This window comes from Streptomyces sp. NPDC056479 (assembly GCF_042795335.1).
In the GTDB taxonomy this organism is placed as follows: domain Bacteria; phylum Actinomycetota; class Actinomycetes; order Streptomycetales; family Streptomycetaceae; genus Streptomyces.
The window spans coordinates 78,859-93,211 of sequence record NZ_JBHTRZ010000011.1 but is presented as its reverse complement, the minus strand read 5'-3'; the positions used below and the strand labels follow the sequence as shown (position 1 = coordinate 93,211).

Here is a 14,353-nt window from a genome sequence, read left to right as displayed (position 1 = left end):
CGGACCAAGGGAGTTCCATGCCGACGATCGACATCCTCCTGCCCGGCTTCGCCATCGACACCGACCAGGGCTATCCCGCCTTCTGCGGGGTGTTCCTGGTACGCGGCCCGGACGCCGCCGGACGGCACCGGAACATCCTCGTCGACGCCGCCCACGTCGGCCGCCGCCCCTTCCTGTGGAACGCGCTCGCCGCACACGGCCTCGACGCCGAGGACATCGACACCGTCGTCCTCACCCACGCCCACTGGGACCACGTCCAGAACATCGACCTGTTCCCGCAGGCCACCCTCGTCCTCCACCCCGACGAGCGCCGGTACGCGCACACCCCGCACGCCAACGACTGGGCCACGCCCGCCTGGACGGGGCTGCTCCTCGAACAACTCCCCGTCCGCGAGGTCACGGACGGGGAGGAGATCATCCCGGGCGTGGACGTCATCGGCCTGCCCGGCCACTCGCCCGGCAGCATCGGCGTGGTCGTGCGGACCGAGCGGGGGCGCGCCACCATCACCGGCGACGCCCTGCACTTCGCGTACGTCGCCCTCACCAAACGCAACCCCCTGGTCTTCTGGGACGCCGACCAGGCCGCCCGCAGCATCGAACGGGTCCTTACCGTGTCCGACGTGGTCTACCCGGGCCACGACCGGCCGTTCCGGCTCACGTCGGACGCCGGCATCGACTACCTGGAACCCTTCGCGCTCACCCTGACCGGACTGCGGCCCGACACCCGGGGACTGAGCTTCGCCGAAGCCTCGTCACGCCCGCTGTGGGTCATGCCGGGCGTCAAGGAGCAGCACACGCTGTACGAGAAGAACGCCGACGAGATCCAACGACGGATCAACCGGGTGCCGAAGGTGGTGCGCCCAGTTCCGCGAGAAGCCGGGCCAGCGAAGGGCTGAGCCGGTCGAAGAACGGATCGGGTGCCTGGCGCGGAAAGAAGTGACCGCCAGGGACGGTCGTCATGCGGAAGCTGTTCACGTACCTCCCCCAGGCCCGCACCGCGCCCGGGGTGACGAGCGGGTCGTCGACGCCCGCGAAAGCCTCGACGTGGAGCGGCAGCCGGGCCCGTTCGTCGTCCGGGTCCGGCAGTCCCGCCCGGTGGTGGGTCGCGCAGACCCGCAGGTCGTCGCGGAGGATGGGCAGCAGCACCCGCAGCCAGTCGTCCCGTCCGAGGAACCGCGGACTCAGACCGCCGAAGTCCACCAGCAGACGGGCCAGTTCGTGGTCGTCGTACCGGTCGGGCGGCGGCAGCGACGGCGACACATACGGCGCCGCGTACGCCCCGAGGAACAGGGCCTCGGGAGGGCGGCCGCCCTCGCGCAGCCGGGCCGCCGTCAGCGCGAAGGCCACCATCGCGCCCATGCTGTGGCCGTAGGCGGCCCAGGGCCCCTCGTCGAGCCGAGGCGCGAGATCGCGCCCGAGGGCCTCGACGACCTCGCCCGCGTCCTGGAAGCGGGGCTCGCGGTAGCGCGCCTCGCGGCCCGGCAACTGCACCGGCAGGACGTCGACGTCGAACGGAAGGCGACCGGGCCACGAGCTGAAGAACGAGGCCCCGCCGCCCGCGTGGTGGAAGCAGAACAGCCTGAGCCGGGCGCCCTCGCGGGGCGCCCGGCCGAGGCAGGACGCCGGAGCCGTGGTGGTCATGCAGGGGCTCCGGGCAATGTACGGGCGAGTCGGCGGCGTGCGCGCAGGACCCGGGCCCGGGCCGAGGCGGCCCGGCGGACGCCGCTCGCCGTGCCGGCCATGCGCAGCGCCTGCGACAGCAGCCACAGCCGGGTCTCGGCAGCCTGGTCGGGCCGGCCGCCGAGGGCGTCGTTCTCGACCAGGCGCAGGTGTGGCACGGTCTGCTCCAGCAACCGGACGTCGGACGGCGGCGCGACCTCGTCGTCGCGGCTCGCCGCGTACGCGACCGGGGTGCGCAGTCGGGTCAGCCGCTCCTCGTCGACGCCCCAGTCGGCGAGGGCGGCCGGGAGCCGGTCCACCGGCGTCCGCATCACGTGGGACAGGGTCAGCGTCATCAGGCGGGGCAGCGGCGTGCGGTGCGCGGCGCGGGTGAAGAAGTGGCGCACCGGCGCCCCGGCGGTCGCCAGTCCCCGGATGCGATCGTCCTCCAGCGCGTGTCGCAGGGCGAGATGCCCGCCGAAGCTCAGGCCCACGACACAGGTGCGGGAGGCGTCGGCGGCACGGCCGAGCAGGTCGAGGAGATACATGAGCATGCGCGTGCTGTCCGATCCGTAGGTGAGGGTGTTTTCGCCGACGCCGGGCAGTTCCGTGACCACGACGGCTGCGCCGAGCCGGTCGGCTCCGGCCAGCACCGGGGCCCACTGTTCCTTCGTACTGGTGACGCCGCCCAGAACGAGGATGAGCGGGAGACTGCTGCGCTGGGACAGCCCGGCGGCCCAGCAGGCGAAGCCCTCCCCATCGAAGGGCAGATCGAGCCGGGAGATGCCGCGGACGCGTTTGCGCCAGCGGTCGAAGGCCTCCACACCGGCGCTCTGTGCCGCCTGCCGGCTCGGCCCGTCGACGTACGGGAAGCGGGCCATCGTGTAGTAGCGAACCGCGTCCAGATCGCGGCCGCGTGCCTCGGCCGCCTTCGCGAGCGACGACCACTCGTGGGTCCAGACGCCGGGGCCTTCGCCCTTGGCGTCCTCATTGACGCTCCGCATCACCCGGTGGACGACATCCCCGGGGATGCCCTGGGCGTACGCGTGGGGAAGGGCGAACCTCCACAACTCGGCTACGGGGATCACCGGGCCGTTCCTTTCTCTTCGGGGACACGTGCCTCTTCCGGGACACGCGCCGGGACCTCGGACGCGCCGCCGGTGACGAGGCGGGCGAGGCCGGCCCGCATCCGCCTGCCGAAGCCGGGGGACAGGACGAGGTCCAGCGGGGTGTCGAGGAACAGGGCGCGGAAGTGCAGGCAGGCCTCGGGTTCGGCGGATACGAGTGCGGGATCGACCTGGGGCGTGGTCACCGGCCCACCACCACTTCGTACATCTGCCGGAAGGTCCTCGTCTCCAGCAGGTCGACCACTGGGATGCGCCGGCCGACGAGGTTCTCCACGACGGTCACCAGCCGCAGCAGCAGCACCGAGTCCCAGTCGGGGAAGTCGTCCAGGGGGCGGTCGAGGTCCTCGGCCCGGACCTGCAGGCCGAGTTCCTCCTCCAGGAGAGTGCGGAACTCTTCGGTGTCGGCGAGGGCAGTGGTCATGCGGAGTCTCCGTCGAACGGCCCGAACGCGGCATGCAGCCGCAGATGGGCGGGGGCAGGGGTGATGTCGCCGAGGTCGTGCCGCAAGATGACGGCGTCGGGGTGGTCCGGATCGATGCCGGTGACGGCGAAGCCGTGCTCGGCGTAGAAGGAGGCGAACGCGGAGTTGCGGGGCGTGGGCCGATAGCGGCCCGTCACGGCGCCCGCGCCGGTGTCACGGGCGAACTCCAGCACCGCCCTCACGCAGGCGCTCTCGATGCCCCGGGAGAACACCCGGCAGCTGAGGACGAAGTTGTCGATGCGCAGCACCTCTGCGTCGCGCCGCAGGAACAGGGCGCCGACCAGGCCGTGGTCGCCGAACCGATCGCGCGCCCGCACCGCGATCACGTGCAGCCCCGGGCGCTCCATCCGCGCCGACACCTGCGGGACCTGCAGGCGTTCGGTGGCCAGGTGGAACTGGTTGGTGCGCAGTGTGAGCTGGGAGACCCGGGCGATCTCCGACTCCTCCGGCGGCCGCAGGACGACCTCCAGCCCGAGTCCTTCGAGATAGTCCTGGTAGGAACCGAAGTCCTCGCGGAATTCCTGCCGCAGGGCCTCGGTGCGGTAGCGGCCGGCCCGTTCCAGGTCGGCCTCGGTGAGCTCGAACAGGTCGAACCAGCCGTCGGCCAGCAGCGCCGAGGGGTGCAGGGCGGGCTCCTCGTCGACCCGGATGACGGCGACCTCGGGCAGCTGCTCGGCGACCAGCCCGCACTCGAAGAGGCTGTCGTCGACGAAGACGAAGCTGTCCAGGCCGAGCCCGAGCCGGTCGGCGATGTCGCGGAGGTTGTCGTGCTTCGCCTTCCAGTTGGCGTTGACGCGGACGAAGTCGTCCTCGCGCAGCACCATGGCCGGATGGGTGCGCAGCGTCTCGCGCACCGCGTCGGTGTCGTTCTTGCTGCTGACCGCCAGCAGCACACCCTGCGCGCCGAGTTGCCCGAGCACCCGCTGGAACTCCTGGAAGGCCTCGCCCCGCAGCCCGGAGCCGAGTTCGACGCCGCCGGGCCCGTCCTCGCCGAGCACCCCTCCCCACAGCGTGCCGTCCAGGTCCAGCACCAGACACTTGCGGGTGCGGCCCAGGCGCGCGCGGACGACGTGTGCGGCCTCCCGGGCGTAGGCGGCGAGCAGCGCGTCGGACAGCCGGGCGCGGGCGTACTGCGCGGTGCGTGGATCGCACGCGGGAACGCCCTCGGCCACCAGCGGATCGAGGTCCACGATGACCACCCCGGGGTGCTGCTCGGCGAGGGACAGCAGACCGCGGTTGAAGTCCCGCCACTCCGCGCCGAGCCGGGCGCGGGAGCGCAGGTCGACCAGCTGGTGGGTGTAACGGCGGTGCAGCGGCACGGTGTTGAGGACTAGCAGGCCACGCCCGGCCTTCTGGTGAGTGCGCACGGCGCCGGCGACGAGCGAGAGCCGGGCCCGTGCCGCGGCCTCGACGTCTTCGACCCGCCAGGGCACGGTGACGTCGTCGAAGACCGTGTGCGCGTCGAGCAGACACAGCGTGAGTTGCGGTTGCACCTCTCCGGCCGCCGCGGGCCGCATCAGGTCCTGCAAATAGGAACCATACGGTGCGACCTTCGCCTCCAACAGCATCCCGTGCCGGGCCAGTTCGGCGGTGAGGGGGGCCACAAGGGGGGCTACCGTGGAGTGGCCCGTGACGGCGACCGTGACCACCGGCACGTCGGCGTGGCGGCATACCTCCTTCGCATCGAGCCGGGTCAGCAGCTGGCCCGCGGCCGGCAGGTCGGTCGCGGGCATGCGTGCCAGCAGGGCCCGTACCCGTCCGTACTCCGTGGCGAGCGTGCCCGCCCGGTGCAGGGCGCGCAGGGTGCCGAGAGCCTGGGGGTCGTGCCAGGTGCCGGACGCGCCGAAGGTGCGGTTCTCGGCCTCGGTCATGAACGCTCCAGGGCGATACCCGACTTGATCCACTTGCTGGACTCGATGGCGACCGCGACCGCGCGCCCGGGGCCGTCCCACTGCCGCAGCAGCTCGGCGAGCTGGAGGAACGGCAGGGCGTTGCCGTTGTTCCCGACGGTGCGCACCACGTTGATACGCCGGGCTTCCGGGGCGGGCATGCCCGCGGAGATGCGGTCGCTCATCCGGCCGGAGAGCTGTGGGGGCAGCAGGAAGTCCACTGCGTCGGCGCCCCAGCCGAGTTCGTCCAGGAGCTCCCAGAACATCTGCCCGGCCATGATCGGCACCGTCTCCTCGATCGTCTTGTAGTCCTCGGAGACAGCCGGGCGGTCGCTGTGCCGGTCGCCGAGCCCGAACCAGTCGATGACCTGGCCGGGCTCCCGGCCCAGGCCCACCAGCCGGTTGAGGACCTGCCGGATCTCGATGCCCTGGCCCATGGCCTCGGTGCTGAGCACGGCCGCGCCGGCCCCGTCGCCGAAGAGCACGTAGTTGACGAGTTCGGCGGAGGTACGGCTGCCCGGGTCGAAGTCCGTCTGAAGATGCTTGGCACACACGTCACCGCCGATCACCAGCGCGGTGCTGCAGCGCCCGGCCAGCAGCAGGGTGCGGGCCACGTCCAGGGCCTGTACGGCACCGGCGCAGCCGGACTGGAGCTGGTACGTGGGGACGTTGTCGACGCCGAGCCGGTCCGCGACCAGGTTCACCGTGGCGGGCATCAGATGGTCCGGGGTGGCCGTGCCCATGACGACGCAGTCGATGTCACCCGGCTCCAGGCCAGCCTCCACCAGCGCCCGGTCGGCCGCGGTCGTCGCGATGTCGGCCAGGCTGTGCCGTACCTGGCCGGTCGCCAGGTCGACAGCGAGGTACCGGCTGGTGTTGCCGATGAACATCTCTGCCCAGGTCTCGTCGACGCCGACGAGTTTGGCCAGGGTCGCGTTGTCCACCGGGTCCCCAGGAAGGCAGGTGCCGACCGAGGCCAGGTACGCGGTGGGAGGTGCCATCAACGTGTTCCTTCCATGGTCATGGGTACGGGAGTGGCGGAGCCGTGGGCGAGTTGGTCGCGCAGGTACGCGACCAGGTCGGCCACCGTGCGCAGGCTGGCGAGCAGGTCCTCGATCGGGAGCGACTCGAGCTGCGGCAGCGCGTCCTCGATGCGGGTCTTCAGCTCCATGACCCGGATCGAGTCGAAGCCCAGGTCCTCGTGGAGCCGGTCGTGGTCGTGCACGTGCTCCGGGTCGTGCCCGCCGACCCGGCACACCAGACGGCGTGTCAGCACGGCGAGGGAGTCGGGCAGGTCCCCCGCCGGGGCCGGCGGGCACGATTCCCCGCGGTCCGCGCCACTCGGTACCGCGGCGGTGTCCGCGCCAGGGGGGACGGATGGCGTGGACGGTTCCGGAAGCCCGGGGGCGGCACCGGAGCGCCAGGACCGGAACGACTCGTCGAACAGGTACGGCGGCAGTCGGCGCGGCACCCGGTCCGCCGCGTCGTACAGCAGGTCCCAGTCCGGCGTGAGACCGGCGCACCACAGCTCCCCGAACAGCTGCTGGGGGCGGTGTCCGGGAGCGTGCTCTCCCGGGTGCGCGCTGTGCAGGCTCACGGCATGGTCCCCGTCCGCCCGCAACGTCGACAGCAGCGGGGTGAGCACCGCGCGCGGGCCGATCTCCACCACATGGGTGACGCCGGTGGCGAGGAGCGCGCCCGCGGCCTCGGCGAACCGGACCGGCTCGGTGATCTGCCGCGCCCAGTACGCGGCGTCCATGGTCTCCTCGCCGCTCAACTCACGGCCGTACACCGTCGAGAACACCGGGAGCGCCGGCCGCCGGTCGGACACGTCCGCGCACTCCCGGCGGAACTCCTCGACCACGGGCCGCATCAGCGGCGAGTGGAAGGCATGCGAGACGGTGAGCCGCCGGACGGACACCTTGCGCTCGGTCAACTCCTCCTCCAGCGAGGCCAGTTCGCCGAGATCCCCGGCGATCACGGTGCTGCGCGGGCCGTTGACCGCGGCCACGCCGAGCCGCTCCCGTCCCACCAGCAGCGGTTCCACATGCGTGGCGCCCAGGCTCACCGAGAGCATCCCGCCGTCCTTGGGCAGCTTCTCCATCAGCGCCCCGCGCCGGGCGACCAGCCGCGCCGCTTCCGCCACGTCCAGCGCCCCGGCCGCGCACGCGGCGGCGAACTCGCCGATGCTGTGCCCGATCACGTACGACGGCCTGATCCCGGCCTCGGTCAGGGTGGCGGCCATCGCGTACCCCACGGCGAACAGCGCGGGCTGGGCCAGCCGCGCGCGCTGGACCTCCGCGTCTGCGTCGAGCACCTGGTCGCGCACGGACACTCCGGTGTGCGGGGCGAGCAGCGTGTCGATCTCCTCGAGGTGGCGTGCGTAGGCGGGGCACGACCGATACCAGGACGCGGTCATACAAGGGTGCTGGGCGCCCTGGCCCGTGAAGGCGAACGCCACCGACGGCCCCCCGCGCCGCCCGCCGTCCACCCGCGCGGTCCCCTCGGCGCGCTCCGCGGCCTTGCGCAACCCGGCGACCAGCGTGGGCAGATCGCCCGCTGCCACGGCCGCGCGGTGCGGCAGCCGGGACTTGACACGGTTGCTGGTCCAACACAGCTGCGCCAGCTGGCTCCCGGGACGGCGGGACAGGGCGTCGGCCTGCGCCAGCAGATTCGCGCGCAGCCGCTCCGGGGTGCGGGCGGAGAGGGTGAACACGCCCGGTGCCGCGTGCCGGCTGTGGTGGACCGCGCGGGGCGCTGAGGCCAGCACCGCGTGCGCGTTGCTGCCGCCCATTCCGAAACTGCTCACCGCGGCGTGCACGGTGCCGGACGGCAGCTTGAGCGGCGACCTCAGCAGGGACAGCCGGCGCCCGGACAGATCCAGTTTCGGGTTCTCGTCGTCGGCGAACCGACTCGGCGGCACCGTGCGGTGGTGCAGTGCGAGGACGGCCTTGATGAGCCCGGCGATCCCGGCCGCGCCCTCCGCGTGCCCGAAATTGCTCTTGACCGAGCCCAGCGCGACGCTTCCGCCGCCGCGGCCACTGGTCAGCTCGCCGAGCGCCTGGGCCTCGATGAAGTCGCCCAGCAGGGTCCCGGTGCCGTGCGCCTCCACGAAGCGGATGTCATCGGCGGTGACGTCGGCCCGCCGCCACACGGACTCGATCAGCCGCTGCTGCGCCCAGCGGTTGGGTGCCGTGATGCCGTTGCTGCGCCCGTCCTGGTTGATCCCGGTCTCCTTCAGAACGGCGTAGACCGGCTGACGGTCCGCCAGGGCGTCGCTCAGCCTGCGCAGCACCAGCACCGCCACGCCCTCGGCCCGTCCGATCCCGTCGGCGGAGGCGCTGAACGGCTTGCAGCGGCCGTCCGGCGCCGAGAGACCGGCCTGGGCGTAGAAGATGTTGATGACCGGCGTCATGATCAGGTTGGTGCCGGCCGCGAGGGCGTGGTCGCACTCTTTGGCGCGCAGCGCGTTCACCGCGAGGTGGACGGCGACGAGCGAGGAGGAGCAGGCCGTGTCCACCGCCAGGCTGGGGCCCTTGAGGTCGAGGTGGTACGAGACGCGGTTCGCGCCCATGAAGTAGCCGTTGCCCGAGCCGTAACGAGCGGTGATCCGGTCGTAATCGGCGAGTTGCAGGAACGCCCACTCGTTGGCCATCACGCCGACGAACACGCCGGTCTCGGTGCCGGCCAGGTCCTGAGGAGCGAGCGCGGCGTCCTCGATGGCCCGCCACGAGCACTGCAGCAGCAGCCGTTGCTGCGGGTCCATGGCGGTGGCCTCGCGCGGGGCGATCCCGAAGAAGCCGGGGTCGAAGGCATCGGGGTCGGCGATGAAGCCGCCGCGCACCGTGTTGCTGCGGCCCCGCGGCCGGGCCTCGCGGGCGCTCTGCGGGGCGGCCGACGGAGTGGCGTGGTAGCGGTCGGCGTCCCAGCGCTGTTCGGGCACGCGGTCCGTGCCGTCGCGTCCGTCCATGAGGAGCGACCAGTACTCCTGGGCGTTGCGTGCGCCGGGGAAGCGGCAGTCGAGGCCGACGACCGCGATGGGTTCGCGTTCGGTCATGAGGGCTCCTCGTCGTGCTTCGTCCTGTCGGCCAGGCGCTCGGCGAGGTGACCGGTGATCGCGTGGACGGTCGGGAAGTCGTACGCGATGGTGGGGGCGACCGCGAGCCGGTAGTGCTGTTCGATCTCGCCGCAGATGCTGATGGCCGCGACCGAGTCGATGCCGTAGTCGGCGAGCGGGGTGTCGGGGTCGATCTCGTCGCACGCCCGGTGCAGGTGGAAGGCCACCCGTTCGGTCAGCCACAGCTCGAGGTCGGGGGCGTTCCCATGCGGCAAGGGACGGTCCAGGGGTTGGGGGGTGGCGGTACGCGTGTCGGGGGCGATGCTCATGGCGTACTTCTTTCTCGGGATCTCGGACGCGGATCTCAGGGGCGGGGAGACACGGCGGCGGTGGGCGCGGGTGCCGCGTCCGTGGCGGGCAGCAGGGCGACGACCGCGGGTGCCAGGCGCTGGTGCAGCACGGGCAGGCCGCCGTCGAGGAAGAGCCGCCGCATGAGCGTGCGCTGCGTCTTGCCGCTGGTGGTCTTGCGGATCGCCCCGGGCCGTACGAGCACCACGCTCACCGCGGGCAGCTGGAACTGGCGGCTGAGCAGCGCCTGCACGGCGGCGGCGAGGCGGGTCAGGGTCTCCTCGTCGCTGGTCGCCCGGGCCCTGAGCTCCTGCACCACGACCACGTGGGCGCGTTCGGACGCCTCGTCGGTGACGCTGAACACCGCGCCGCCGCCAGGCCGGAACGCGTCCCCGGACTCCTGAACGGCCTGCTCGATGTCCCGCGGGTAAAGGTTGCGGCCGTGCTGGATGAGCATCTCCTTGATCCGCCCGGTGACATAGAGCTCCTCGTTGAGCAGCGCCCCGAGGTCGCCGGTGCGCAAGTAGCCGGCCCGGCCGTCCGCCGTCACCGCCCGGAAGGTGTCGGCGGTGAGCTCGCGCCGGTTCCAGTAGCCGGCGGCCACCGACGGTCCACGCAGCCAGATTTCGCCGACCCGCCCGCCGGGCAGCGCCCGCAGGGTCATCGGGTCCACGATCAGCACTTCGGTGTCCTTCGGGCGGCCGCAGCTGACCAGGGTGCGGCTCTGGCGGTCGGTGCGGGCGGGACGCAGCTCGTCCTGCTCCAGGGCCTGGGCGTCGACGGTGAGTTCCAAGTGCGGCGAATCGGGGTCGTTGCCGGAGACCAGCAGCGTGTTCTCGGCCAGGCCGTAGCAGGGCAGTACGGCCTCGGCGCGCAGTCCGTTGCCGGCGAATCGCCGGACGAAGGCGCGCAGGGTGTCGGCGCGCACGGGCTCGGCCCCGTTGAGAGCCACCCGCAGGCTGGACAGGTCCAGCCCCGCCGACTGCTCCTCGGAGACGCGCCGGACACACAGCTCGTAGCCGAAGTTGGGCGAGGCGGTGCCCTCCACCCGGTAGTCGTGGATCATGCGTAGCCAGCGCCCCGGCTGTTTGATGAACGAGATCGGTGACATCTGCACACTGGTGCCTCCCACCCACAGCGGCTGCAGCGTCATGCCGATGAGCCCCATGTCGTGGTAGAGCGGCAGCCAGCTCCCCGCCACGACACCCTGCGGCGTCTTCATGGCGGAACGGATGGCCTCCTGGTTGGCGGCGAGATTGGTGTGCGTGACCATCACGCCCTTGGGCTCGCTGGTGGAGCCGGAGCTGTACTGGAGGAAAGCCACGTCGGTGCCGCGCACCTGGGGCGGGGTCCACAGGTCGGGATCGGTGCCGTCGTCCTCGTCGGCGCCGGTTGACAGGCACACCACGTCCTGCTCCCCCGAGGCGGCCAGCCAGGCGCTGATGGCCTGCCGGTACTGGGGGAGGGTCAGGACCGCTCCCACCTTGGCGTCCCGCAGGATGCCGCTGACCCGGGCCAGCCGCTCGCCGGGCTCGTCGGGCAAAGGGGCCGGAATGGCCGTACGGCCGGCGTAGAAGCAGCCCAGGAAGGCTGCGACGAAGTCCAGGGTCGGCGGGTAGAGCAGCAGGACCGGGCGAGAAGGGTCGCCCTTGGACGCTTGGCGCAGCCGGGCGGCCACGACGCGGGCCCGCCGGTCCAGTTCGGCGTAACTGAGCTCCTCGGGCCTCATCCCCAGGCCGTCCTCGTGCAGGTACACGAAGGCGGCACGATCGGGATGGCGGTCCACGCCGGCTCGTACGGCGTCCGTCAACGTTCGGGGGTCAGGCTGGTGCGGCACAGGCTGTCCTTTCCGCGGTTGGTACCGGTGCGGTGTGGAACCTTCGGGAGGCACCGAGTGCCACCCGGTGACATCAGCCTTGAGGTGCCGTGAAAAGGAGACGTAAAGCGGAAATTGGTGCGCACGTCACGGGTTTGGGGTCCTCCGGGCGGTCGACGTACGAGCGGAGGCAACGGTGAGTGTGCGGATTGGCACAGTAAGTACTGGCACGCAGTGCCTACCGAGGCGACGAAGGAGACGGTGATGGTGGATTCGGACGCGGCATTCGAGGGGGCGGCCCCCGGGGGCTCCTTACCTGATGGGGGGCCGCTTCCCGGAGGTTCCCCACCTGACGGGAGACCGCTCCCTGTCGGCCCTTTGCCCGAGGTGGGCTGGCGCGCGGTCCATGGGGCCGTGCTGCGGCACGGATACGCGGTCTGCCACGGTCGGCCGGACGACTGGGGAAGCGGAGGGGAGATGGTGTCGGCCGTGCGTGAGGTGCTCGGCCCGGACTGGCCGCGCTACCGGACGGCACGCGAACCCCTCGTACGGGCAAGGCTTTTGGGCTCCCGGTTGCTGCTGCGCCATGCGGTGGCCGTCGTGGCGGGCACCGCACCGGGCCGGGTGGTCGTGGGCCGCGACGGCCACGGGCGCCCGGTCCTGCACCGGCCCGCCGGACTGGATGTGGGCATCAGCCACACGGCCGGGATGCTGGTGGTCGGGGTCGCCCGCGGCCGCCGGATCGGAGTGGACGTCGAGGCTTCGGACCGCCCCCTGCTGGCACCCGGACTCGCGGAGAAGTTCTGCCACCCGGAAGAACTGGCGGAATTGTGCGGGCTGCCGCCGGCCGAGCGGAACCTGAGGCTGGTACGCCTGTGGACGCTGAAGGAGGCCTACACGAAGGCACTCGGCGTAGGCCTGGCGCACGATTTCTCCCACCTGCGCCCCAGGCCCGAACCGAGGGGCGGCGGCTGGCGGTTGGACCGAACGGAAGGAGGCTGGCACCTGCGCTGCGATCAAGTCGCGGGCCGTTTTGTGGTCGCCTGCGCGCTGGGCCCGGAAGGCGGGTAGGCCGACTGCGCGCCTCACCGTACGACGGTCTTTCGGCAACGGTCCGGGATCGAAAGGCGGTGGCCGACTGTCAGGGCGCCCGGTCCGCACGGCGGTTGTTCGGCTGCGCGCCGGCCCCGGACGGCCCGTGACGGCTTGCGGAAGTGCGCCCCAGCGGGGAACAGGTAATCGAGTCAACGATGTTTCGATACACCGTTGACTCGATTGCCTGCCAGGTCTAGCGTCGACAGGACACGGCAGTAGAACGGCACTCGGCTCACGCACCCCCTCTTCCTTCCGAGGAGCGGAATCCGTGACATCTCAGCCCCGCCTCAAGCTCGCCGAGCACACCCCGCAGACCGCGCACCCGCACCGGTGGCGCGTTCTCGCGGTCCTGCTGGTGAGCCTCCTCCTCGTCGTCCTGGACACGTCGATCCTGAACGTGGCCCTGAAGACACTCGCCGAGCCGGCACCCGTCGGCCTCGGGGCCACGCAGAGCGAGTTGCAGTGGTCGATCGACTCCTACACCCTCGTCTTCGCCGCCCTGCTCTTCACCACCGGCGTCCTCGCCGACCGCTGCGGCCGCAAACGCACCCTGCTCGCCGGACTCGTCGTCTTCGGCGGCTGTTCCCTGTGGTCCGCCTACGCCCACAGCGCCGACGAACTGATCGTCGCCCGGGCCGGGCTGGGCGTCGGCGGCGCCCTCGTACTGCCCGCCACCCTCGCGATCATCATGGCCGTCTTCCCGCCCGCCGAACGCGCCAAGGCCATCGGCGTCTGGGCAGGCGCCGCCGGACTCGCCGTCGCGCTGGGGCCCATCACCGGCGGTGCCCTGCTCGAACGGTTCTGGTGGGGCTCGGTGTTCCTGATCAACCTGCCCATCGTCGTGATCGGCGCCGTCGCCACCCTGTTCGTCGTACCCGAGTCCCGCGATCCCGAGCGCACCGGCTTCGACCCCCTCGGCGTCGTCCTCTCCGTGGCCGGCCTGACCGTCCTGGTGTACGGCGTGATCAAGGGCGGCGAGTCGGACGACTGGGCGGACGCCACGGTCTGGGGGCCGATGCTCGGCGGCCTCGCCGTCCTGGCTCTCTTCACTCTCTGGGAACGCCGCAGCGCGCGCCCCGCGCTGGACCTCGGCCTCTTCCGGAACCGTCGCTTCTCCGCCGCCGTGACTGTGATCGGCCTGGTCTTCTTCGCCCTGCTCGGCGCCACCTTCTTCCTGGTCTTCTACCTGCAGAGCGTGCGTGGTTGGACCCCGCTGGAGGCCGGCTGCCTGCTGCTGCCCCTGGCCGTGGCCCAGTTGGCGTTCTCGCCGCCGGCCACGCTCGCCGCCAAGCGCATGGGGGTCCGGCCGGTGTGTGCCGGCGGCATGCTGCTCGCCTCGCTCGCCTTCCTCGCCGTGGCCACCATCGACGAACACACCGAGATCTGGGTCATCGAGTCCGTCCTCTTCGTCATGGGCATCGGCATCGCCTGCGTCATGCCCCCCGCGACATCCGCCGCGATGTCCGCCGTAGCCCAGGACCGCGCGGGCACCGGAGCGGCGGTCAACACCACCTTCCGGCAAGTGGGCGGCGCCCTCGGCGTCGCGGTCCTCGGCTCGGTGCTCTCCGTCGCCTACCGCTCCCGGGTCGAGGACCACCTGACGCCGCTGCCCGCCCCGGTCCGCGACACGGCGCGGGAGTCCGTCGCCGCCACCCTCACCGTCGCGGAGAAGCTGGGGGCGCCCGGCTCCGCGCTCGCGGCCCGCGCCGTCGACGCGTTCGTGTCCGCCATGCACCTCACAGCCCTCGTCGCCGCCGGCGTCACCTTCCTCGGCGCCCTCGTCTGCCTGCTGCTCCTGCCTTCCCGTACGGCAGCCGGGACGCCCGGCGCCGAAGAGCCGACCACCAACAAAAAGGTCCACACCACGGAGGTCTGAACCGC

General features: G+C 72.0%; 12 protein-coding genes. 3 read left to right on the top strand and 9 right to left on the bottom strand.

Features of this window, described 5'->3' with window-relative positions:
- Positions 1 to 17 precede the first annotated feature (17 nt).
- The gene (locus tag ACFQ6S_RS36195) at positions 18 to 896 is read left to right on the top strand and encodes an MBL fold metallo-hydrolase (RefSeq protein ID WP_383419188.1); all 879 of its coding nucleotides are present in this window, start codon (positions 18 to 20) and stop codon (positions 894 to 896) included.
- Here the strand turns inward: ACFQ6S_RS36195 and ACFQ6S_RS36190 are convergent.
- Genes ACFQ6S_RS36190 through ACFQ6S_RS36150 form a run of 9 tightly spaced genes read right to left on the bottom strand, consistent with a single transcriptional unit; the run spans position 835 to position 11,398 of the window.
- Positions 835 to 1,641: a thioesterase domain-containing protein gene (locus ACFQ6S_RS36190; RefSeq protein ID WP_359053961.1), complete on the bottom strand. Its 807-nt coding sequence runs from the start codon at positions 1,639 to 1,641 to the stop codon at positions 835 to 837. The genes ACFQ6S_RS36195 and ACFQ6S_RS36190 overlap by 62 nt on opposite strands.
- Positions 1,638 to 2,747: an alpha/beta fold hydrolase gene (locus ACFQ6S_RS36185; protein WP_383419186.1), complete on the bottom strand. Its 1,110-nt coding sequence runs from the start codon at positions 2,745 to 2,747 to the stop codon at positions 1,638 to 1,640. The genes ACFQ6S_RS36190 and ACFQ6S_RS36185 overlap by 4 nt, the downstream gene beginning before the upstream one ends.
- Entirely contained in the window at positions 2,744 to 2,971 is a 228-nt protein-coding gene (locus ACFQ6S_RS36180; RefSeq protein ID WP_383419184.1) for a hypothetical protein, read from the bottom strand. The genes ACFQ6S_RS36185 and ACFQ6S_RS36180 overlap by 4 nt, the downstream gene beginning before the upstream one ends.
- Positions 2,968 to 3,207 carry a phosphopantetheine-binding protein gene (locus ACFQ6S_RS36175; protein WP_383419182.1) on the bottom strand — a complete coding sequence of 80 codons (240 nt, stop codon included), beginning with the start codon at positions 3,205 to 3,207 and terminating at the stop codon, positions 2,968 to 2,970. The genes ACFQ6S_RS36180 and ACFQ6S_RS36175 overlap by 4 nt, the downstream gene beginning before the upstream one ends.
- Entirely contained in the window at positions 3,204 to 5,138 is a 1,935-nt protein-coding gene (locus tag ACFQ6S_RS36170; protein ID WP_383419180.1) for an HAD-IIIC family phosphatase, read from the bottom strand. The genes ACFQ6S_RS36175 and ACFQ6S_RS36170 overlap by 4 nt, the downstream gene beginning before the upstream one ends.
- A complete protein-coding gene (locus ACFQ6S_RS36165) occupies positions 5,135 to 6,157 on the bottom strand; it encodes a 3-oxoacyl-ACP synthase III family protein (RefSeq protein ID WP_383419178.1) in 1,023 nt (340 codons plus the stop codon). The genes ACFQ6S_RS36170 and ACFQ6S_RS36165 overlap by 4 nt, the downstream gene beginning before the upstream one ends.
- Positions 6,157 to 9,213 (bottom strand): type I polyketide synthase, encoded by a 3,057-nt coding sequence (locus ACFQ6S_RS36160; RefSeq protein ID WP_383419176.1) that lies wholly within the window; start codon positions 9,211 to 9,213, stop codon positions 6,157 to 6,159. Before ACFQ6S_RS36160 ends, ACFQ6S_RS36165 begins: the two co-directional genes overlap by 1 nt.
- Positions 9,210 to 9,542 (bottom strand): acyl carrier protein, encoded by a 333-nt coding sequence (locus ACFQ6S_RS36155; RefSeq protein ID WP_383419174.1) that lies wholly within the window; start codon positions 9,540 to 9,542, stop codon positions 9,210 to 9,212. Before ACFQ6S_RS36155 ends, ACFQ6S_RS36160 begins: the two co-directional genes overlap by 4 nt.
- 35 nt (positions 9,543 to 9,577) lie before the next feature.
- Positions 9,578 to 11,398: a fatty acyl-AMP ligase gene (locus ACFQ6S_RS36150; protein ID WP_383419172.1), complete on the bottom strand. Its 1,821-nt coding sequence runs from the start codon at positions 11,396 to 11,398 to the stop codon at positions 9,578 to 9,580.
- Positions 11,399 to 11,866: 468 nt separating this feature from the next.
- Between ACFQ6S_RS36150 and ACFQ6S_RS36145 the strand changes: the two genes are divergently transcribed.
- Positions 11,867 to 12,448, top strand: coding sequence for a 4'-phosphopantetheinyl transferase family protein (locus ACFQ6S_RS36145; RefSeq protein WP_383419170.1), 582 nt, complete (start codon positions 11,867 to 11,869; stop codon positions 12,446 to 12,448).
- Positions 12,449 to 12,740: 292 nt separating this feature from the next.
- Positions 12,741 to 14,348 carry a DHA2 family efflux MFS transporter permease subunit gene (locus tag ACFQ6S_RS36140; RefSeq protein ID WP_383419168.1) on the top strand — a complete coding sequence of 536 codons (1,608 nt, stop codon included), beginning with the start codon at positions 12,741 to 12,743 and terminating at the stop codon, positions 14,346 to 14,348.
- The last annotated feature ends 5 nt before the right edge of the window (positions 14,349 to 14,353 follow it).